Below are 21,295 nucleotides of genomic sequence, written 5' to 3'. Positions count from 1 at the left end.
TTGTGGCAACCAAAATAGTTGCATTGCTTGGTAGTCGTGATACTGAGATGTAATTAATAGCGCGAAGTTCATCAGGGTCGATCGGTTAATAGTAAAAAAGTATTGTCGATATTTACAAAAGATGGTTTTTCAGACAGATTCGTAAAGAAGAATAAAGAAGTCTTCCTTTTTGATGTGAATGATAATTACTCTGCGGCCATCAGGCGGCGATATTCATCATACGCATAGAGATCGGTCATCCCGCTGATATAATCCTGTAACATCCTTGCCCGGTAATAAAACTCCAGCGCCGCAAACACTTTCTCCGGTTTGCCTTCCAGCCCCACCACGGCATTGGTATAGGCTAAACGATGCTTGGCCGATATCTTATGCAAAAGCCGGGTTTCAATCGGATAAGCACGGTGCGTATCTTCCTGATCCAGCTGAGTAAAATCTTTCAAAGACATATCGAGAAGCGGGCTGTAAATATCCAGCAAACCGCTGATGACCCGGTAACCCTGTAATTCCAGCTCTTCCACTTCCGGATGATTGAATACCTGTTTGAAGGCCACGCGTTTATAAATTTCCAGCAAGCGATTTGCCTGACTGTCATCTTCCAGCAGCGCATGGTTAAAGGTGCCTTCATAAATTTCCTGCACGTTTTCAATGAATCTTCGCGCCGCGTGTGGCACCAGTTGTTTCACCGTTTGTACCCGCAGCTCCATAAAGAAATAATCCACCGGATTACGGAACGTTTTGGCTTTATCCATTTTTTCATAGGCGGTGCGCACCACTTTATCGAAGAAATCGCCCTTTTCGATCTCCCCCCATTCGCGACAAAGATAGGCGTACAACTGTTCAACGCTGAAAATGTTCTTTTCTACCGCATCTTCTAAGTCGGCGATGCAATAGGAGATGTCATCTGCCGCTTCCATGATGTACGTCAGCGGGAAACGATTGAACTCGCCCAGCCCCAGCTCGCTTCGCAGACGCTGGATAAACGGCTCTTCTGCCAGATAAAAACCGGGCTTTTTCATCAGATAATCATGCGAAGGCAATTTTTCAGTGGAATAGGCCGGGCGGGTGTATTTCAGGATGCAGGCGGTCTGGCTGTAGGTCAGGTTGAGTTTAAGCAGGGTATACACCAGACGGATCGCCTGGGCGTTGCCTTCAAAATTGGAAAGATCGTAGCGGATTTTACTGCGCAGTTCATTGAGCGGTTCGGCGCTCTTTTCCAGACGCAGACAGCCGATAGTGCAGGCATCCGTCAGCTGAAATTCTTTGCCGCAGCTGGCGGTATCCATGCGTTTGCCAAACCAGTTATTGATCGCCGATTCACCAAAATGCCCGAAAGGCGGATTGCCAATGTCATGCATCAGACAGGCCATTTCGACCACACTTTCAAAAGGATCGGTAACCTCCGTCAGCCCGTAGGTGTCCAGCTTTCCTTGCTTGCGCAGACGGTGCAGCACATCTTTGGCGATGTGACGGCCTACCTGCTGAACTTCGAGAGAATGGGTCAGACGGCTGCGGACGGCTGCGTTTTTCTCCAGCGGAAAAACCTGTGTTTTTTGCTGTAAACGGCGGATCGCGGCGGAGTTGATAATACGGCCACGATCGCTTTCAAACTGACGCACCACATCGTACTCATCCCGCGCCTCAATGGGCGAGCTGAAAGGACGCTGAAAATTGAATTTCGCTTTAAAATCGATCCCGGACATACTTTTCCACCCTTTCAGCCACTCACGCGCCCGGCAGACGCGGAACCCGCATCCCAAACGCATTATCTCTTACCTTTAGCCATGATAGACTATCGCGCATTGTTTTCGGTATTAAAGCGTCAATTCCGCCTCTGCTGCGGCCCATTTCACCCACATCTGCGAGTATTCATATGAAAGTAGGCATCATCGGCGCTATGGAGCAGGAAGTGACTCTGCTGCGCGACAAAATCATTAACCGCAAGACTATCGAACGCGCGGGCTGCGAAATCTATACCGGCCAGTTGCACGGCGTGGACGTTGCCCTGCTGAAATCCGGCATCGGTAAAGTGTCGGCGGCGATGGGTACCACGTTGCTGCTGGAGCATTGCCAGCCAGACGTCGTCATCAATACCGGTTCCGCCGGTGGCCTGGCGAAAACCCTGAAAGTGGGCGATATCGTGGTGTCTGACGAAGTGCGTTATCACGACGCCGACGTGACCGCTTTCGGTTACGAACCCGGCCAGATGGCAGGTTGCCCGGCGGCGTTCAAGGCCGATCCGGCGCTGATCGAACTGGCTGAAACCTGTATCCGTCAGCTGGATTTGAACGCCGTGCGCGGTCTGGTGTGCAGCGGCGACGCATTCATCAACGGCGCCGCCCCGCTGGCACGCATTCGCGCCACCTTCCCGAATGTGGCAGCCGTCGAAATGGAAGCCGCAGCCATCGGCCACGTGTGTCATCTGTTTGATACGCCATTTGTGGTGGTGCGTGCTATTTCTGATGTCGCCGACGGCGAATCGCACCTGAGCTTCGAAGAGTTTCTGGTCACCGCGGCGCAGCAATCCACCCTGATGGTGGATGCGATGCTCAAAACGCTGGCTGATTCACAAGAGTGATGATGCGCCGGTTCTGTCTGGTTTCGGGTTTTCTGATGCTGCCGTGGGTGGCCGCGGCGGCCCCGGCGCAACGGGTGATCACTCTGGCACCTAATCTGACAGAACTGGCGTTTGCCGCCGGTTTGGGCGATAAGCTGGTTGGCGTGAGTGCTTACTCCGACTACCCGCCGCAGGCTGCAAAGATTGAGCAGGTGGCGAACTGGCAGGGCATCAACGTTGAACGCATCGTGACGCTCAAACCTGATCTGGTGCTCGCCTGGCGCGGCGGCAATCCGCAGCGACCGCTGGAGCAACTGGCTTCGCTGGGTATCAACGTGGTGTATCTCGATCCGCAAAATGCGGCGCAGATTGCCCAGGCGCTGGAACAACTGGCGCCCTACAGTGCCGAACCCGCCACCGCGCAGCACGCTGCCACGGATTTCCGTCAGCAATGGCAGGCGCTTAAGCTGAAATATCACCGTGAGAAACCGGTGCCGGCTTTTATTCAGTTCGGCACACAGCCGCTGTTTACCGCCTCATCGGCGACGATGCAAAGTGAAGTGCTGGAACTCTGTGGTGCCAAAAACATTTTCGCAGACAGCCGTGTCCCCTGGCCTCAGGTCAGCCGGGAGCAGGTGTTGAACCGTCATCCGCAGGTGATAGTGGTTGCGGGCGGACCATCACAAAAGCAGGTTATTGAAGATTACTGGCGTTCACTGCTCAGCGCACAGGTCATTACGCTGGATTCAGACTGGTTCAGCCGTGCAGGCCCGCGAATTTTACTGGCAGCACAACAGCTTTGCCCCCGGATTGCGGCCCTGCCTCAGAGGTGAATACTCACTAACAGTACAGTGACTTTCTTGCCCCTCGCCGCTATGGCACTTTTCTGAATCGTTGCTTTATTAACCAAAATCAATGAACCGCCACTTTTATCTGTTAGTATGTGCGTCGTCAAATCCTTCGTACGATGACTGCCTTCGCTTTAGATTATCTCTTTGTTATACAAACGAAATAATACAATAACGGTATCTGATACGACGACTCAGCGGCGACGCTCCCGGACGGAAACGTTTTGGATTAAAGACCGCAAAAATAAGACCGATAACTTTAATCAGCCACGCTGATTTTATTGCTCTAAAAATTGAACGACACCAGCAGGAAACAGAAATGAAAGCTTTATTACTCAGTGCGTTACTCGCCCTGAGCCCGCTGGCGGCTGTCGCGGGCATGACAAGTGGCGAGATCCACATCAGTCTGACTATTTTACCTTCATGCCAGGTGAACGCAGCGCATTCGGGCACTTCCGTGATCTGCGCCAACCGCAGCATGAGCCCGCCACATATCAGTGAAACGGTACTGGCAGCAGCGCCCGGCATCAAGGTGGATTCCACGCTGGTGACCGTCGAGTGGTAATCCTCTTGTAAGCACTTACTTACCCTGAGTGCCTTTTAGGAGTGGAAATAAACCCATTAAAAAAGCCCGTCTGCATACACAGACGGGCTTTTTTGACGCTGCTGAAACTCTCAGCCGCGTATCAGATGCTGAATGACGAACCGCAACCGCAGGTTGTCTTGGCATTCGGGTTGGTCACGATAAAACGTGAACCTTCCAGACCTTCGGTGTAATCCACCGAACCGCCCACCAGATATTGCAGGCTCATCGGGTCAACCACCAGCGCCACACCGGCTTTCTCGATGGTCATATCACCGTCGTTGATTTTATCGTCAAACGTAAAACCGTACTGGAATCCGCTGCAACCGCCGCCAGTGATGTAAACACGCAGCTTCAGATTCGGATTTTCTTCATCAGAAATTAGGTTCTGCACCTTACGCGCCGCAGCCTCAGTAAACTGTAACGGCAACGCGGTTGTTTCATTCATTAACGCTTCACTCATCATTTCTCACTCCCAATCCGCATTTGTTCAGGCCGCCAGATTGACTGTCTGAATAATGAACTCATTATCTTATACCTGAGTTGATGCTTCAAGTATGGGCATTTTTCGCGGCGCTGTCCTGCTTATTGGTGCTCTCACCCACAGATTCTGCCTGCGCTTTTTCTGCATTTTCGCGTTCCTGCCTCTGTAAGGTGCGGGTCAGGATGGTTGAATACAAGGGCTTACCGCCCAAAAACTGTGCCAGCAGGGTCGCGCCCAGACAGGTGATGATCATGGGTAAAATCAGCTGATAGTTGTCGGTCATTTCCAGCACCAGCACGATGCCGGTCAGCGGCGCACGCACGCTGGCGGCAAACAGTGCGCCCATTCCGGCAATGGCGAAGGTCGCCGGTTGAATATCGTATTCAGGGAACCAGACCAGCGCGGCGGTACCAAATGCCGTACCCAGCAAGGTGCCGAGCGCTAACATCGGGGCAAATATGCCACCCGGGGCACCTGAAGCAAAGCAAAGCACCGTGGTCACCACGCGGACAAAAAAGATAAACAGCAGCATCATCAGACCGTATTGCCCTGCCGCCGCCAGCGGGATCAGCGCAAAACCACCGCCTGCCGCTTCTGGCTGAACAAGCCCGATCAGGCCGCAGACGCCGCCCAGCACGCCGCCGATAATCAGGATCTTGCGCAGATTACCGCCGTGGATGCGGGCAAACATATCCTGCGTGCGAAAGATCAGCGCGTTAAAGCTGACGCCGACCACGCCAAATACCATCCCCAGCACCAGAAACAGCCACAGGGTATTCAGCGAAGTATTCGCCAGTTTACCGACCTCTATCACGGCCGTATCACCGTTGAAAATCCGGAAAACGATGCTCGACATAATCACGCCGATAAACACCGCTTTTATAGAAATCAGGCTGTAGCGAAATTGCAGGCGCATCTCTTCGAGAATGAACAGGATACCGGCCAGCGGCGCGTTAAAGGCGGCTGAAAGCCCTGCCGCCGCCCCGGTAGCCAGCAGCGAGTGGCGGGCTTCGGCGCTGCGCAGCCTGAAAATATCCGCCATCATTTTGCCGACGTTTGCGCCCATCTGCACGGTCGGCCCTTCCCTGCCCAGCACCATACCGGCGCTCAACGTGCCTATACCGCCAAAGAATTTCACCGGGATCACCCGCCACCAGCGCACCGGACGCAACTCTTCCAGCGCACCTTCGATTTCAGGAATGCCGGAGCCGCCCGCTTCCGGCGCGAAACGCCGGACCAGATAATAGCCGGACATCGCCAGCAGGCCTGACACCACAAAGGTCAGCGGCCACATTAAAATCCAGTAATCGCTGAAAATACTGAGGCCCGAAAGCCGCATGGCCATCACCCCGTTCACCGCTTTTTCGAAAGCCACGCCAAGCAGACCGGCGACGGTTCCCACCACGGCAGCAACAATCAGAATTGCGACCGGCGTTTTATCACGGCGCAGGAACATACGCAGCACTTCACTGCGTTTACGCGGGCCATGCGCAGAGGCTGGCTCAGGCATATCAGTGTTTGATTCATTCATCGGATCAGGAGGAATACAGAAAAGGTAATGGAATATTTATGGATTAAATCATACAACATGGCCGCCTGACAGGACTCAGGACAAAATCCGCGACGGTTTACGGTTTGATAACCTGGCGCAGTTCACTAGAATGGGCGCATTGCTATCCCTTATGTCATACAGCATCAAGAAAACCAGGAGCCGAGTAATGAGTAAGTCAGAAAGTCTGTTCACGCAGGCGCAAGCGCTAATCCCGGGCGGTGTGAATTCGCCGGTACGTGCCTTCTCCGGCGTCGGCGGCGTCCCGCTATTCATCGAGCGCGCTGACGGTGCCTTTTTGTTTGATGCCGATGGTAAAGCTTACATCGACTACGTCGGTTCATGGGGTCCGATGGTGCTCGGCCACAACAACGCTGACATTCGCAATGCGGTGATTGAAGCGGCACAGCGCGGCCTGAGCTTTGGTGCGCCAACCGAGATGGAAGTGAAAATGGCCGAACTGGTTACCGGACTGGTGGCAAGTATGGACATGGTGCGCATGGTGAACTCGGGTACCGAAGCCACCATGAGCGCCATTCGTCTTGCCCGCGGCTTTACCCATCGCGATAAAATCATCAAATTCGAAGGCTGCTATCACGGCCACGCCGACTGCCTGCTGGTGAAAGCCGGTTCCGGCGCGCTGACCCTCGGCCAGCCAAATTCTCCGGGCGTACCGGCGGATTTCGCCAAACACACCCTGACGTGCACCTATAACGATCTGGATTCCGTACGCGCCGCTTTCGAACAGTTCCCTGACGATATCGCCTGTATCATTGTTGAGCCGGTAGCGGGCAACATGAACTGTATCCCGCCACTGCCGGCGTTCCTGCCGGGTCTGCGTGCACTCTGTGATGAATTCGGTGCGCTGCTGATCATCGACGAAGTGATGACCGGTTTCCGCGTCGCGCTCGGCGGTGCTCAGGAATATTACAATGTGGTGCCGGACCTGACCTGTCTGGGCAAAATCATCGGCGGCGGGATGCCGGTCGGCGCATTCGGTGGCCGCCGCGACGTGATGGACGCACTGGCACCGACCGGCCCGGTGTATCAGGCGGGGACGCTTTCCGGTAACCCGATTGCCATGGCGGCCGGTATTGCCTGCCTGACACAGGTCGCGCAACCGGGCGTGCATCAGACCCTGAATGAGCGCACCACCCAGCTGGCAGAAGGGTTACTGCATGCGGCGAAAGCGGAAAACATTCCGTTTGTGGTGAACCACGTCGGCGGCATGTTCGGCCTGTTCTTTACCGATGCAGATACTGTGACCTGCTATCAGGACGTGATGAAGTGTGACGTTGAGCGCTTCAAAAAGTTCTTCCACCTGATGCTGGAAGAAGGCGTTTATCTCGCACCTTCCGCCTTCGAAGCAGGCTTTATGTCGCTGGCGCACAGCGAAGAAGATATCCAGCGCACCGTCAGCGCGGCACGTCGCTGTTTCGCGAAGCTGTAAGATCCGCTCGCCCCTGTGCAGGGGAGACACTGAAATACACAGGGGCCTTCTGGCCCCTTTTTGTTGCATCCGTCCCGGCGTTATTTCGCCTGTTTTCTCAGCAAATAAATAAAGTACGGCGCACCGATGAAGGTCGCGAGCAGCCCTGCCGGGATCTGGTTCGGGAACAGGAACATCCGGCCGCACCAGTCGGCGAACACCATCAACAAGCCACCGAGAATACTGGCGACCATCCACTGCGGCATCGCCCGACGAAAGCCCATCATGCGTGCCATGTGCGGTGCCATCAGCCCGATAAAACTCAGCGGCCCGACGGTCAGCGTGGCGGCGGCTGTCATGATGGCGGCCAGCATCAGGATCGCCATGCGGCTTGGCGTCAGCGCCATTCCGACAGACTTCGCGGTCACACTGCCGAGCGGCAGAATATTGACCCAGCGGCGCAGGAACGGCACCAGCACCATCAGCACCGCAGCCAGCACCAGCGTTCGCCATGCGGTATCAGAAGTCACGGAATAGGTTGAACCGGAAATCCAGGTCAGCAGGCCACCCATACGCGGATCACCGCTGGCGAGTAACAGCGTCAGCAGCGTGCTGAACGCGGTGCTCAGCGCGATACCGGTCAGCAGCATCCGCTCGGCGGAGAAGCTGCGTAAACCGGAGGCGAGCATGATCACCAGCAGGGTGATCGCCGCACCGGCACTGCCCGCGGGCAGCAACCAGACAAAGGCATCACCGGGCACAATGAACATCATCAGCACCACACCGAATGCCGCACCGGAACTTATCCCCAGCACTTCGGGGCTGGCCATCGCGTTGCCGGTCAGTTTCTGAATCAGCACGCCTGATGACGCCAGCATAATTCCCGCCGCCAGCGCCGCCATCACCCGCGGCATACGCCACGGCAGCAGCGCCTGTAAATCTGCGCCCGTCGACCAGCTCCAGCCCGTGGCATTGCGCCCGGCCATCAGCGCGACGGCCAGCCCCGCCAGTAACACCAGCAGCGCAAGCGACACCCAGCGCACCAGATGCTGACGCTCATCGGGCACGTTGTCGCCCTGATCCATCGGTGGCGGCGTCATGCTGTTACGCAGCCGCGGCAACAGCCACAGCAGCAACGGCGCACCGACCAGCGCGGTGGCTGCACCGGTCGGTATTTCCATCCAGTATTGTGTCAGCCACTGCATCACCTGATCGGTGAACCACAGCAGCAGCGCACCGATCACCGGCGCCATGACCAGCCGCGAAAAAAGGCGACGTGCGCCGAGCATTTTCGCCAGCAACGGCGCAAATAAACCGATAAAGCCAATCATGCCTACGGCGTTAACCAGCTGGGCGCTCATCAGGATCGCCAGCGCCAGCACCGCGAGGCGGGCAGCGGATAATCCCAGACCGAGATTTTTTGCCACACCGTCATCCAGCCCCAGTAAGGTCATCGGACGTTGCAACAGGAAGGCCAGCAGCCAGACGATGATCACGCGCGGCAACAGGAACGAAGCGATATTCCAGTCCTGCTGGTTCAGCGCCCCGCTGCTCCACATATACAAACTTTGCAGGCGCTGATAGTTGAACAGCCCCAGCAGGCCATTGACCGCACCGCAATACAAACCGAGCACCAGCCCGGCGAGGATCAGCGTCACCGGCGAAAGTCGTTTACCCCAGGCGATCCCGAAGACCAGCACGCCGATCACCACCGCGCCAAGCATGGCGGCGAACTGCTGGGTGATAAGGCCCCCCGGCAACGCCCACAGCGTGGCAATAGTCAGACCAAGCTGCGCACCGGCAGAAACACCGAGCGTCGCCGGTTCTGCCAGCGGATTGCGCAGAACCTGCTGAAACAGTAAACCGACCAGCCCCAGACCGGCACCGGCCAGCAGTGCGACAGCGATACGCGGTAACGAGCTGTAATGGAACAGCATCTGCTGAACATCATCGATGTCCGGCTGCCACAACGCGCTGCGCCACTGGTGATAAGGCAATTGCTGATGGAGGTTGTAAACGCTGAGCAGACCTGCCGCCAGCGTCAGCAGAATCAAAAATATCAGCGAAACGCTGAGTGCGCGGCGGTTCATACCGGTTTCCCCAGAGTGCTGTTAAGAATGCGGCAAAAATGCATGGCGCTAAACGTCGCACCGTAAAACCAGACCGCGGGTACCACGGTGAACTGATCATTGCGAACGAACGGCATCGATTTCCACAAAGGCGTGGGCGCAACGGCGTCCATGATGTCGGCGCTGCCGTGATCAAAGCACAGCACGCGGGCATTTTTGATGGCCGCCAGACGTTCGATCCCGACAGACACGCTGCCCCAGAAGCTGCCTTCGCCCTGCCAGGCATTGGTCAGCCCGACCTCCTCCATCACTTCCTGGAACAGGCTTCCCTGGCCGAACACCAGCACATGGCGGGTGTCGATAAAGGTGATTAACAGCACCGGCTGACCGGCGGCCGGTTTCATCAGCTCGCGGGTTTTCGCCAGTTGCTGGTGATAGAGCTGCAAATGCTGTTCCGCGCGTTCCGGCAAACCGAGATAATCCGCCAGTTTGTGCAGGGAACGGATCGCCAGCTGCAGAGGTTTGGCGCTGCCGTCGTTGGCTTTCACATCCACCACCGGCGCGATGGATTCCAGCTGGCTGGTTTTCGGGCCGTAGCCCTGAGTCACCACAAGCAGAGACGGCTTAAGTTGCTGGATAAACTCCATATTGGGTTCAGTGCGCTGCCCCACGTCAATGACCGTCGGCGCCAGCTTTGGCTCTTCGACCCAGAGTTCATAATTGGGAATATCAGCAATCGCCATCGGCATGACACCGAGCGCAATCAGCAACTCGGCAGGCAGCCATTCCAGCGCGATAATTCGGCTGAGATCGGGTGTTGATGCGGAAAACGTCGGCATAGAAGCCAGCAGCGGAGATAGCGCCAACGCCTGTAAAACCCGGCGACGCGTTATTCCTGAAAAATGAGGAAAATCAGACATATCAGTATACGAAGCTCACAGGCGCACCGCCCGCCGGATGCGGAAGAATGCCCATCGGAATACCATAAATTTGTTCAAGGACGTCGCCGCGCATCATCTCTTCCGGTGCGCCCTGAGCGATCATCTCGCCGCCACGCAGCGCCATCAGCTGGTCGCAATAGCGCGCCGCCATGTTCAGATCGTGCAGAACCGCAATCACGGTTAAGCCTTTTTCGCGGCTCAGACGCTGGATCAGCGCCAGCACGTCTTTCTGATGGGCGATATCAAGTGCGGAGGTGGGTTCATCAAGCAGCAGACAGCGGCTGTCCTGCGCCACCATCATCGCCAGCCAGGCGCGCTGACGCTCGCCGCCGGAGAGGCTGTCCACCAGACGGTGCGCGAAAGGTTTCAGGCCCACCAGAGAGATCGCTTCTTCGACTTTTTCTTTATCCTGATGTTTGAAACGCCCCAGCGCGCCGTGCCACGGGTAGCGGCCAATTGCCACCAGCTCCTGCACGGTCATGCCTTCTGCGGCGGGAAGTTGTTGTGGCAGATACGCCACCTGACGCGCAAAGGCTTTGCTGTCCCACTGAGCCAGCGGCGTGTCATTGAGGAAAATCGTGCCGGATGTCGCCGACTGATGCCGCCCCAGCATTTTTAACAACGTCGACTTACCCGAGCCGTTGTGACCAATCAGGCCACACACTTGTCCCTGAGGGAACGTCAGTGACAGCGGAGCCAGCAGTGTGCGTCCCGTGACAGAAAAACTGACATCCTGCAGGCGGAATACGCTTTCTGGCAGCGAGGAAGACGGAGGTACGTTGTTATTAAGCATAAGATTTTCTGCGTCGACATCTGGTTAAGAACAGGAAACGGGCACGACCAGCGTGCCCGGATTTCACAGCGTTAATGCAAACTAACGATTAAAATCTGAATGTCGCTGTGGCGACAACCTGGCGATCTGAACCCCAGTAACAGGCGTAATCGCGATAGCAACTGGCGACGTATTCACGATCCAGCAGGTTATTGACGTTCACGCCAACGGAAGAGCCCGGCAGACCAAAGCGCGCGAGATCGTATTTGATCGTGGCATCCACCAGCGTGTAGGAAGACACATTAAAGGCTTCATTCGCTTTGTCTGCATTCACACCGTTTGCGGTGTAGAAGCTGGAGCTGGCCCCGACGTAACGCACGCCCGAACCGACTGTCAGGCCGCTGAGCGCGGTTTCGTGGAAGGTGTAATCCGCCCACAGAGACGCCATATTTGCCGGCACTTCAACAGGACGCTTGCCTTCGAAATTAGTGTCGTGCGTGTATTTTGCATCGGTATAGGTATAAGACGCCGTGAGGTTAATGTTGGCGTTAACCGCGGCTTTGGCTTCCAGTTCCAGACCGCGGGAACGGATTTCACCAGACTGAACGCTGAAGTTAGCGTCAGACGGGTTGGCCGTCAGGTTTTTATCTTTGGTCAGCTGATACACCGCTGCCGTCAGGCTGATCGGACGATCGTTCGGGATATATTTCACACCCGCTTCGTACTGTTTACCTATTGAAGGATCGAACGGCTGGCCTTGTTTGGTGGCGCCTGCGTTCGGTTCAAAGGATTCGCTGTAGCTGAAGTACGGAGAAATACCGTTGTCGAACAGATAGTTCAGACCACCACGCCAGGTAAACTGCTGATCGTTGATCTGCGAAGCGCTGTTGGTGGTGCGCGTAAAGGTTGAGCTTTTGGCGAAATCGTAACGGCCGCCAACAGTCAGGATCCACTTATTCCATTCCGCCTGATCCTGCATGTACAGGCCGGTTTGCTCCTGACGATTGAGGATCTCATACGGGAAGTACAATGAGACATTGCCGTTACCGTATTGCGGATTTGCCAGATTCAGATTACTGGCGCTGCCGTAATCCGCATCAATATCGTTACGCATACGCATGTAATCGACACCCATCAGCAGGGTGTGATCGACAGCGCCGGTGCCGAATTTAGCCTGAGCCTGGGTATCGACATCAAAGTTTGCCAGCTTCTCTTTGGACTGAACGTAGCTGCGCGTGATGTTGCCGTTACCGAGGTAGCCGAAGCCGTAGACTGATTTATATTGGGTATCGAGTTTGGTGTAGCGCAGGTTCTGGCGAACCGTCCAGGTATCATCAAACTGATGTGCGAAGCTGTAACCGACCATTTTCTGGTTGCGGGACATGCGGTTGCCCGCTTCACCTTCGTTGAAATCTGTCGGCAGTTTATGTGCTTTACCGTTGGCATCGTAGTACGGCACCACGGTGCCTTCACGTGGCAACCAGCCGTAATAACCGGCATCCGGATCGTTCTGGAAATTGCTCAGGAAGGTAAAGTCGGTTTTATCATCAGGGCGCCATGAGAAAGACGGCGCAATCGAATAGCGTTTTTCTTTCGCCATCTCCTGCTGCGTATCCTGACTGCGCGCCACGCCGGTCAGACGGTAGGAATACACGCCTGCATCGTCAATGGCATCGCTGAAATCAAAACCGGTCTGGTACAGGTTATCCGTACCCATTTTGAACTGTACTTCTTTCAGCGGTTCAGTGGTCGGACGCTTGCTGACCATGCTGACCACGCCGCCCGGATTGCTTTTACCGTAAAGAACGGAAGACGGCCCGCGCAGCAGTTCAACGCGCTCCAGCATGTACGGATCCATCGACACTTCAGAATAGTTGTCACCCTGAAGTTTGATGCCGTCGAGATACTGATTGGTGTTTACCGAGGTGAAACCACGGATTGCCATGGCGTCGATGGTGTTAGAACTGCCGCGGCTGGCGAAAACGCCCGGCGTGTAGCCCAGCGCTTCTTTTACCGAAGCAGGCTGTTTCATGTCCATTTCTTCACGGGTGACGACGGAAACTGACTGCGGAGTTTTCACCAGCGGCGTATCGGTTTTGGTGCCGGTCGCACTGTGTTTTGCTGCGATTGTCGCCGCAGGGCCCCACGCAGATTCCGGCGCGGCTTCGGCAGCGGCTGAACTGGTGACGTTGATCGTATCTTCTTTGGCGGGCGCCGTGACGGCTGCGCCTGCATAGAAAGACGTGGAGCTCAACGTTGCCGTGATAGTCAAAGCCAAAGTGCGACGTGTAAAGACGTCTTTAGATGAAGAAAGGGAGCGCTGAAAAGCCATTGCGTTATCTCTGGGATGTTTATTAATGGGAATGTAAACGATAATTATTATTATGAACATCGCATAATATGCGCAATGCTTGCGCATCTGCAAGCCTATTTAACTCATAGATTGACTGAATGAATAAAAATTATCCCCATGTTAAATATGGGTAAAAGTGCCTATAAATTAAACGGGAATGGATGTAACCAGCTTGCGGAGAATGTAAATCTGCGTGCGTGAATTTGGGTTAAGAATAACAAATAAAAAAGGCGCAACTTTCATTGCGCCTTTTCGCTTTAATGAATCCGCTGTTTATCAGTTACCTGACCCGAACATATCCTTGATCCAGCCAGCGACACCATTACTGTCTTTCTTCTCATCCTGCTGCTGCTGTGGCTGCTGCCCCTGAGAGGAAGGTTGCTGTTGTTGCTGCTGCATCTGTTGTTGCTGCTGCTGAACAGCGCTCACAGACGCCTGACACATCGCATCCGGAGAATCAGTCCAGACCGGAATCGAGCGCACCGCGCCGCCGCCGCTCAGCATGCCTGAACCTGAACCGCCACCGCAAACAAAGTTACCGCTGCCGTCGATGTTCATGGTGCTGATGCCTTCCGGCATTTGCAGATTCAGTGGCTGTGGTGTGCCGTTTTCCAGATAACGTCCGTAAAGCACCAGCGCACCGGTTGAGCCCCACAGTTTCGACGGGCCGTTGTTATCACGGCCAACCCAGGTGATGGCGACCTGATTACCATCGATACCGGCGAACCAGCTGTCGCGCAGTTCGTTCGAGGTCCCGGTTTTCGCCGCCAGATGCAGTTTCGGGAATTTGTTCGCCAGCGCGCGCGATGTCCCTTCCTGCACAACCTGTTGCATGGCGTACAGCGTCAGATACGCGGCCTGCGCCGGGATCACCCGGACAGCCTGCGGGAAGCTCTGATACAGCACAGTGCCGTCTTCCGCAATCACCGAACGCACTGCCGACAGAGGCGCTTTATTACCGCCGCTGGCAATGGTCTGGTATTCCTGAGCCACTTCCATCGGCGTCAGGGCGATTGCCCCCAGCAACATCGACGGAGTCTGGTTCAGGGATTCTTTCGGAATGCCTAAATCAATCAGCGTCTTGGTAATGTTATCCAGACCCACGGCCATCCCCAGATTGACCGTCGGTACGTTCATGGAACGCGCCAGTGCATCCACCAGCAGAACCTGACCGCGGAACTGATGGTCATCGTTTTTCGGTGACCAGGTCTGGCCGTTCGCCAGTTTCAGGGTCAGCGGCTGGTCGGCCAGAATAGTGTTCAGACGGTATTTATCCGGCTGAGACAGCGCGGTCAGATAGGTGGCCGGTTTTGCCAGAGAACCGACCTGACGGCGTGCCTGCATGGCACGGTTGAAACCGGCAAACTGCGTTTCCGCACCGCCCACCATACCGCGCACTTCGCCGGTATAACGGTCAACGATCACCATGGCGGTTTCGATGTCATTCAGGCCGCTTTTCTTACGCAGTAACGGAATGCCTTCTTCGACCGCTTTTTCCGCCGCATCCTGTGAAATCGGATCCAGCGTGGTGAAGATTTTCACCCCGGACATATCCTGCACTTTATCGCCGAGTTTCGCCTGCAACTCCTGGCGCACCATCTGCATAAACGCCGGCTGAGGTGAAATCACCCCGCCCTTCGGCTGTACGCCGAGTGGACGCGCGCTGAGCATGTCATACAGTTCCTGATCGATAACTTTCTGATCGACCAGCAAGCGCAGCACCAGATTACGGCGCTGCAACGCCATGTTCGGGTTACGCCACGGGTTGTACAGCGACGCCCCTTTCACCATGCCGACCAGCAACGCCTGCTGATCCAGACTCAGTTCGTTCACCGGACGGCCAAAGTAATACAGGCTCGCCAGTGGGAAACCACGGATCTGATCTGACCCGCTCTGGCCGAGATACACTTCGTTGAGATACAGCTCGAGAATACGATCTTTGCTGTAATCCGCATCCAGCAGCACGGCCATCACGGCTTCACGCGCTTTTCGGCTCAGTGAACGCTCGTTGGTCAGGAACAGGTTTTTCACCAACTGCTGTGTCAGCGTTGAACCACCCTGCACCGCATGACCGGCCGTCAGGTTCGCCAGCACCGCACGCCCGATGGAATAGAAGTTAATCCCGTCGTGTTCATAAAAGTGACGGTCTTCCGTGGCCAGCAGCGTATCCACCAGCAAATCCGGGAAGCCGGAACGCGGCACGAACAGGCGCTGTTCACCATTGGCGTTGGACGCCTGCAACATGGTGATCAAACGCGGATCGAGGCGGAACAGCCCGAAATCACGCTGATTATCCAGGTTTTTAATTTCTGACAGGCTGTTGCCGTCGAACATCAGACGGGCGTTAACCTGCCCTTCTTTGCCTTCCGGGAAATCAAACGGCCGGCGCAGCATATCGATGTAATTCGCGTGAACGGTAAATTCGCCCGGACGGGTGATGCGCGTCACTTCGCGATATTGCGTGCCTTCCAGCAGCCCGACCATTTCCGCTTTACTGATGGACATGTCCGGCTCGAGATTCACCTGACGGCCATAGACCGCCGCCGGAAGTTGCCAGACTTTCCCGCCATCAATGCGGCTGTGAATTTCACGGTTGAGGTACACCGCGTAAATGCCCAGCAGAATGGCAAAAACGACGAACAGTTTGACCATCAGCCAGAACAAACGACGCTTAAGGCTTTTCTTGCCGCCTTTTTTCGCTTTGCGCGGTGCAGCTTTACGGGTCATGCGCGACTCCCGCTCTTCTTCGTAGTCATCGTCATCCTCAACGTCTTCATCCACTTCTTCTTCATAGTCATCGTAATCGTCATCCCGACGGTTACGGCGGACAGGACGCTCCCGCGAAGGCTTGCGCCCGCCAGGTTTACCTTTGCGGCCAATCGGCTCGCGATCATCGCCAGACATCAGTCATTCTCCCAACGTGCTGCTGTGTTCGTCATAATGATTCTGCTTTGCTGAGTCATTGTCATTTTTAATTTCAAAAAACATTGTATTTCAAAAGGATACTGTAAAAAGCCTGCAAAACAGACCGCAAGGCGCTTACTCTGTGCCCCGCTTTGGATTTCGCCCAGAAGAAATGTCTGAAAAATTGTTTCCTTTCTGCACATTTCGTCATTGCGCTGAATATTTTTTGGTACGCCGCGTGGGCAGCGCTTGCGCCGGATTGTCCGGCCACGGATGTTTCGGATACCGGCCTTTCATTTCTTTTTGCACTTCACGGTAGGAGCCCTGCCAGAACGCCGCCAGATCGGCGGTGATTTGCAACGGGCGCTGCGCCGGGGACAATAATTCCAGCACCACATTCACCCTTCCCTCCGCCAGGCTCGGGCTGCGCTCTTCGCCGAACATCTCCTGCATCCGCACCGAAAGCGCCGGTGGCAGGTCTGCATGATAGCGGATCGGCAGACGACTGCCAGTCGGCACGGTGTAATGAGTCGGTAAGGCGCTGTCCAGACGCTGCCGCTGTTGCCAGTCCGGCAGTCTTAACAACGCCTCATGCAGATCGACCTGTTGCAGCGATTTTAACGAACGCACGCCTTTTAACGAGGGCAGTAACCAGTTTTCCAGCCCGTCGAGCAGGGCGTCGTCATCCATCGCGGGCCATGGGACCTCCGGCAGCCATTTTGCTGCACACATCAGCCGCAGCCGCAATTGCTCTGCCGCCGCCGACCAGTTGAGTGCCTGTAATCCCTGGGTGCGGATCCAGTCAATCAGCGCCTGTTGCAGTTCGTCGTCATCCGGTTTGGCCAGCGGACTGGCTTTGAGCACCAGCCTGCCGATCTGCCAGCGACGCCAGGCGCGCAGGGTGCCTTTTTCTTCATCCCACTCCACCGCCGCCTGTTCGTTAACGACGTCCGGCAGGCGTGACGGCAGTTGGGTAATATCCAGGGAGATCGCCAGCAGAATACGGGCGTCCGGGCTGTTGTTGCCCTGCAATAATTGCGGCGCGACCAGCCACGGCGCGCGGGTTAATCCGTCGTCCTGCGGCAAAGACGCGCCTAATCCGTTGGCCAGCAGATAGCGCCCCTCTTCACCGCGACGCTGGGCAATACGGTCGCTGAAGGCGCGGGCCAGCAGCCACGGCGCCAGGGAGGCATCCGGCTCTCCGCTTTTCGCTCCGGTACGCTGCGCCAGCTGTTTTGCCCGCCGCTGCCAGTTTCCCTGCGCACGGCTGAACCAGTAATCAATATCCGGCAATCCCCCGCGCGGCGGTTCTTCGAGCATCGCGGCCAGCAACGCCGCGGTGGCGAGCGCGTCCGGGCTCTGCGCCGCAGCAGAAATCAGCATGGCCGCCAGACGCGGATCGCAGCCGAGTTGCGCCATGCGCTGGCCTGCGGCAGTGAGTTTTCCCTGCCCGTCGGTCGCGCCGAGCTGGTGTAAAAGATGTTTTGCGGCAGACAGCGCGGCCACGGGCGGCGTATCCAGCCATTGCAATTGCCCGACGTCCTGACAGCCCCACTGCAACAACTCCAGCCAGAAGCTGCTCAGATCGCTTTGCAGAATTTCGGCTTGGGCCTGCGCACTGGCGCGCTCCGCCTGCTCTTTACTGAACAAATGCCAGCACAAACCCGGTTCGAGACGGCCCGCGCGGCCCGCCCGCTGAGTCATCGACGCCTGGCTGATACGCTGCGTCACCAGCCGCGTCAGGCCGCTGCGCGGGTCAAACTGCGCGCTGCGTTCCAGACCGCTGTCCACCACCAGACGGATGCCTTCAATGGTCAGGCTGGTTTCAGCAATATTGGTCGCCAGAACGATTTTACGGCGTCCGGCCGGTGAGGGCTGAATGGCTTTCTGCTGCTGATCCAGCGACAACGCGCCGTAAAGCGGACAGAGATCCACATCATCTGCCAGCCTGCCGTTAAGCAGATTTTGAACGCGGGTGATTTCAGCGACGCCCGGTAAAAACAGCAGCATCGAACCGTGATTTTCCGCCATCAGGCGGCTGACTGCCCGTGCCACGCCGTCGTCCAGCCGTTCGTGCGTGGCGAGAGAAAGATACTGACGGTCGACCGGAAAACTGCGGCCTGCGGATTCAATGACCGGCGCTTCCGGCAGTAAAGAAGAGAGGCGAAGATTATCGAGCGTGGCCGACATGATCAGCAGTTTTAAATCATCACGCAGCGCATTTTGCACATCGAGCAGCAGCGCCAGCGCCAGATCGGCCTGCAAACTGCGCTCATGGAACTCATCGAGGATCACCATCGACACGCCGGTCAGTTCAGGATCAGCCTGCACCATGCGGGTCAGAATGCCTTCGGTCACCACTTCAAGGCGGGTCGCCGCGCTGGTCTTGCTTTCGGCGCGCATACGGTACCCGACTGTTTGCCCCGGCGTTTCCCCCAGTTGCTGCGCCAGACGGAAAGCGACGTTTTTCGCCGCCAGACGGCGCGGTTCCAGCAACAGGATTTTGCCCGGCAGATTCGCCTGTTTCAGCAGCTGCAATGGCAGCCAGGTGGATTTCCCCGCACCGGTGGGCGCAAGCAAAAGTACCTGCGACGCCTGTTGCAGTGCGGCTAAAAGCGGTTCGAGTACGGCGCTGACCGGCAAAGAAGACAATGAATGCTCCATGAGAGTTAACTTTAAACGGCGGGCATTGTAGCATTTAGCCCCACATCCGGCATGTTGCCGTGAATGACCCGCAATGCCCGCCACAGGAATGAATATGTCTGTCGAACGCCGTCTGTTTTTCGCTTTGTCACTGCCGCCCGCACTGCAAAAGCAGGTGATAAAGTGGCGCGCAGCGCATTTTCCGGTGGAGACAGGACGCCCGGTTGCGGCCGCTAATCTGCATATCACCCTGGCCTTTCTCGGCGAAATCAGTGAGCTGAAAGCCGACGCACTGACCCGCATCGCCGGGCGCATTCAGGGGCATAAATTCAGTCTGCGGCTTGATGACATCGGCCACTGGCCGGGCTCCGGCGTGGTGTGGGTCGGCACCCGGCGGGCACCCAACGCGCTGCTGCAACTGGCCTCGGTGCTGCGCTCCCACGCGGCGCGCAATGGTTGTTATCAAAGTGCATTGCCGTTTCATCCGCACGTTTCGCTTTATCGCAACGCCACGCGGCCGGTCGCCATTCCCCCGGCGACGCCCGACTGGCTGCTGGAGGCCGACGCCTTCAGCCTGTATGAATCCACCTGGGAGCGGGGGCGCACGCGTTACCGCTGCCTGCAAACCTGGCCGCTGGCTGATGCGCCTGCCCTTTAATTTATTTCACTGGAAACTGTCATGCACTTCGAGCCTGCGCTGCAACCTGCCACTCTGATCACGCGTTACAAACGTTTTCTCGCTGACGTCATCACGCCAGACGGGCGCGAAATCACGCTGCACTGCGCCAATACCGGCGCCATGACCGGCTGCGCCACACCGGGCGATACCGTCTGGTATTCCACCTCCGACAACGCGAAACGCAAGTATGCCCACAGCTGGGAACTGACCGAAACTCAGCAACACCACTGGATTTGCGTCAACACGCTGCGCGCCAATCAGCTGGTGCGCGAAGCCATCACCCAGGACCGTATTCCGGAATTATCCGGTTACAGTAAATTGACTTCAGAAGTAAAATACGGCGCCGAAAATAGCCGTATAGACTTGATGTTACAGGCAGAAAATCAACCTGACTGCTATATTGAAGTGAAATCTGTCACGTTGCTGCATCAAGGGCAGGGATATTTCCCGGATGCAGTCACACTGCGCGGTCAGAAGCATTTGCGCGAGTTACAGTCGATGGCAGAACAGGGGCAGCGAGCCGTTCTTTTCTTCGCTGTTTTACATTCAGGCATTGAAAGCGTGTCCGCCGCACACCATATTGATCCGCGATATTCTGATTTACTCAAACATGTTCAGAATAATGGTGTAGAAGTGATGTGCTACGGTGCTGCACTTTCTGCTGAGGGTATCCGCCTCACAGAACGATTACCGCTGGACACGAAGTACTAAACGGATAAACCCAGTTCGGATAACCCTGTTAATCGTCGTCGGCGGCATAAAAAACAGGTCGCGAATACGCTTTTCCTCACAGGCTTGTCAAGCACCTGTCAGGAATAATTGCTAACCTCGTTGCCTTCTGTTATTTATAGCGGCCTGATTTTTTCCCCCTTTGGGGATCGAAATGTTCGAAGCCCGATTCTTTGCAGCAAAACTGCAATCTACAGGCGGATGAACATAGTGCGTGTTATGTAGGAGAAGCATCATGCAAGAAGGCCAAACCCGTAAGACGTCGTCCTTGAGCATTCTCGCTATCGCTGGGGTGCAGCCGTATCAAGAGAAGCCGGGCGAAGAGTACATGAACGACGCTCAGCTGGCTCACTTCAAAAAGATTCTTGAAGCATGGCGCAATCAGCTCAGGGATGAAGTAGACCGTACCGTTTCGCATATGCAGGACGAAGCTGCAAACTTCCCTGATCCGGTTGACCGTGCCGCTCAGGAAGAAGAATTTAGCCTTGAACTGCGTAACCGTGATCGCGAACGCAAGCTCATCAAAAAGATTGAAAAAACACTGAAGAAAGTAGAAGACGAGGATTTCGGTTACTGCGATTCCTGTGGCGTTGAGATCGGTATCCGCCGTCTTGAAGCACGTCCAACTGCTGATTTGTGTATCGACTGTAAAACTCTGGCAGAAATCCGCGAAAAGCAGATGGCTGGTTAATTCAGGGTTCCACGCGGTGCGTCATGCACCGCGTTTCCTTTATAAAGCCGTTCTCCACGCTGATTTC

General features: G+C 56.0%; 16 protein-coding genes. 7 read left to right on the top strand and 9 right to left on the bottom strand.

The window, feature by feature from the left end:
* Positions 1 to 185: 185 nt before the first annotated feature.
* On the bottom strand, positions 186 to 1,700 hold the full coding sequence (gene dgt, locus ACQZQY_RS09125; protein ID WP_056774931.1) for a dGTPase: 1,515 nt from the start codon (positions 1,698 to 1,700) through the stop codon (positions 186 to 188).
* Positions 1,701 to 1,870: 170 nt separating this feature from the next.
* Between dgt and mtnN the strand changes: the two genes are divergently transcribed.
* The 3 genes from mtnN to ACQZQY_RS09110 all read left to right on the top strand — a co-directional run bounded on the left by mtnN (position 1,871) and on the right by ACQZQY_RS09110 (position 3,967).
* Complete coding sequence (mtnN, locus tag ACQZQY_RS09120; protein WP_122096320.1) at positions 1,871 to 2,575, top strand: 5'-methylthioadenosine/S-adenosylhomocysteine nucleosidase; 705 nt, start codon at positions 1,871 to 1,873, stop codon at positions 2,573 to 2,575.
* Positions 2,575 to 3,387, top strand: a complete 813-nt coding sequence (btuF, locus tag ACQZQY_RS09115; RefSeq protein ID WP_431296972.1) for a vitamin B12 ABC transporter substrate-binding protein BtuF — start codon at positions 2,575 to 2,577, stop codon at positions 3,385 to 3,387. The genes mtnN and btuF overlap by 1 nt, the downstream gene beginning before the upstream one ends.
* A 334-nt stretch (positions 3,388 to 3,721) precedes the next feature.
* Complete coding sequence (locus ACQZQY_RS09110; RefSeq protein ID WP_056774795.1) at positions 3,722 to 3,967, top strand: hypothetical protein; 246 nt, start codon at positions 3,722 to 3,724, stop codon at positions 3,965 to 3,967.
* Positions 3,968 to 4,088: 121 nt separating this feature from the next.
* Here the strand turns inward: ACQZQY_RS09110 and erpA are convergent, their stop codons facing one another.
* Both erpA and clcA read right to left on the bottom strand, forming a co-directional pair.
* Complete coding sequence (erpA, locus tag ACQZQY_RS09105; protein WP_056774928.1) at positions 4,089 to 4,433, bottom strand: iron-sulfur cluster insertion protein ErpA; 345 nt, start codon at positions 4,431 to 4,433, stop codon at positions 4,089 to 4,091.
* Positions 4,434 to 4,536: 103 nt separating this feature from the next.
* Complete coding sequence (gene clcA, locus ACQZQY_RS09100) at positions 4,537 to 6,000, bottom strand: H(+)/Cl(-) exchange transporter ClcA (RefSeq protein WP_056774792.1); 1,464 nt, start codon at positions 5,998 to 6,000, stop codon at positions 4,537 to 4,539.
* A 187-nt stretch (positions 6,001 to 6,187) separates the two neighbouring features.
* On the opposite strand from clcA, the gene hemL reads away from it, so the two are divergent.
* Entirely contained in the window at positions 6,188 to 7,468 is a 1,281-nt protein-coding gene (gene hemL / locus ACQZQY_RS09095; RefSeq protein ID WP_431296971.1) for a glutamate-1-semialdehyde 2,1-aminomutase, read from the top strand.
* Between the two features lie 80 nt (positions 7,469 to 7,548).
* Here the strand turns inward: hemL and fhuB are convergent, their stop codons facing one another.
* The 6 genes from fhuB to hrpB all read right to left on the bottom strand — a co-directional run bounded on the left by fhuB (position 7,549) and on the right by hrpB (position 19,138).
* The gene (gene fhuB / locus ACQZQY_RS09090) at positions 7,549 to 9,537 is read right to left on the bottom strand and encodes a Fe(3+)-hydroxamate ABC transporter permease FhuB (protein WP_056774783.1); all 1,989 of its coding nucleotides are present in this window, start codon (positions 9,535 to 9,537) and stop codon (positions 7,549 to 7,551) included.
* A complete protein-coding gene (gene fhuD, locus ACQZQY_RS09085) occupies positions 9,534 to 10,436 on the bottom strand; it encodes a Fe(3+)-hydroxamate ABC transporter substrate-binding protein FhuD (protein ID WP_414071581.1) in 903 nt (300 codons plus the stop codon). Before fhuD ends, fhuB begins: the two co-directional genes overlap by 4 nt.
* 1 nt (position 10,437) lies before the next feature.
* The gene (gene fhuC / locus ACQZQY_RS09080; RefSeq protein WP_431296970.1) at positions 10,438 to 11,250 is read right to left on the bottom strand and encodes a Fe3+-hydroxamate ABC transporter ATP-binding protein FhuC; all 813 of its coding nucleotides are present in this window, start codon (positions 11,248 to 11,250) and stop codon (positions 10,438 to 10,440) included.
* Positions 11,251 to 11,338: 88 nt separating this feature from the next.
* A complete protein-coding gene (fhuA, locus tag ACQZQY_RS09075; RefSeq protein WP_056774774.1) occupies positions 11,339 to 13,561 on the bottom strand; it encodes a ferrichrome porin FhuA in 2,223 nt (740 codons plus the stop codon).
* A 297-nt stretch (positions 13,562 to 13,858) separates the two neighbouring features.
* The gene (gene mrcB / locus ACQZQY_RS09070; protein ID WP_431296969.1) at positions 13,859 to 16,486 is read right to left on the bottom strand and encodes a bifunctional glycosyl transferase/transpeptidase; all 2,628 of its coding nucleotides are present in this window, start codon (positions 16,484 to 16,486) and stop codon (positions 13,859 to 13,861) included.
* 207 nt (positions 16,487 to 16,693) lie between these two features.
* Positions 16,694 to 19,138 carry an ATP-dependent helicase HrpB gene (gene hrpB, locus ACQZQY_RS09065; protein WP_431297172.1) on the bottom strand — a complete coding sequence of 815 codons (2,445 nt, stop codon included), beginning with the start codon at positions 19,136 to 19,138 and terminating at the stop codon, positions 16,694 to 16,696.
* A gap of 106 nt (positions 19,139 to 19,244) precedes the next feature.
* On the opposite strand from hrpB, the gene thpR reads away from it, so the two are divergent.
* From thpR to dksA, 3 genes are all read left to right on the top strand, one after another.
* The gene (gene thpR, locus ACQZQY_RS09060) at positions 19,245 to 19,787 is read left to right on the top strand and encodes an RNA 2',3'-cyclic phosphodiesterase (RefSeq protein WP_431296968.1); all 543 of its coding nucleotides are present in this window, start codon (positions 19,245 to 19,247) and stop codon (positions 19,785 to 19,787) included.
* Between the two features lie 21 nt (positions 19,788 to 19,808).
* Complete coding sequence (gene sfsA, locus ACQZQY_RS09055; protein ID WP_056774757.1) at positions 19,809 to 20,519, top strand: DNA/RNA nuclease SfsA; 711 nt, start codon at positions 19,809 to 19,811, stop codon at positions 20,517 to 20,519.
* Positions 20,520 to 20,772: 253 nt separating this feature from the next.
* A complete protein-coding gene (gene dksA, locus ACQZQY_RS09050) occupies positions 20,773 to 21,228 on the top strand; it encodes an RNA polymerase-binding protein DksA (RefSeq protein ID WP_013576943.1) in 456 nt (151 codons plus the stop codon).
* Positions 21,229 to 21,295: the final 67 nt, after the last annotated feature.

Source organism: Rahnella sp. PAMC25559 (assembly GCF_050632365.1).
In the GTDB taxonomy this organism is placed as follows: domain Bacteria; phylum Pseudomonadota; class Gammaproteobacteria; order Enterobacterales; family Enterobacteriaceae; genus Rahnella; species Rahnella rivi.
Note: the sequence above shows the minus strand (reverse complement) of the source record. Positions and strands in the feature narration are given on the sequence as shown.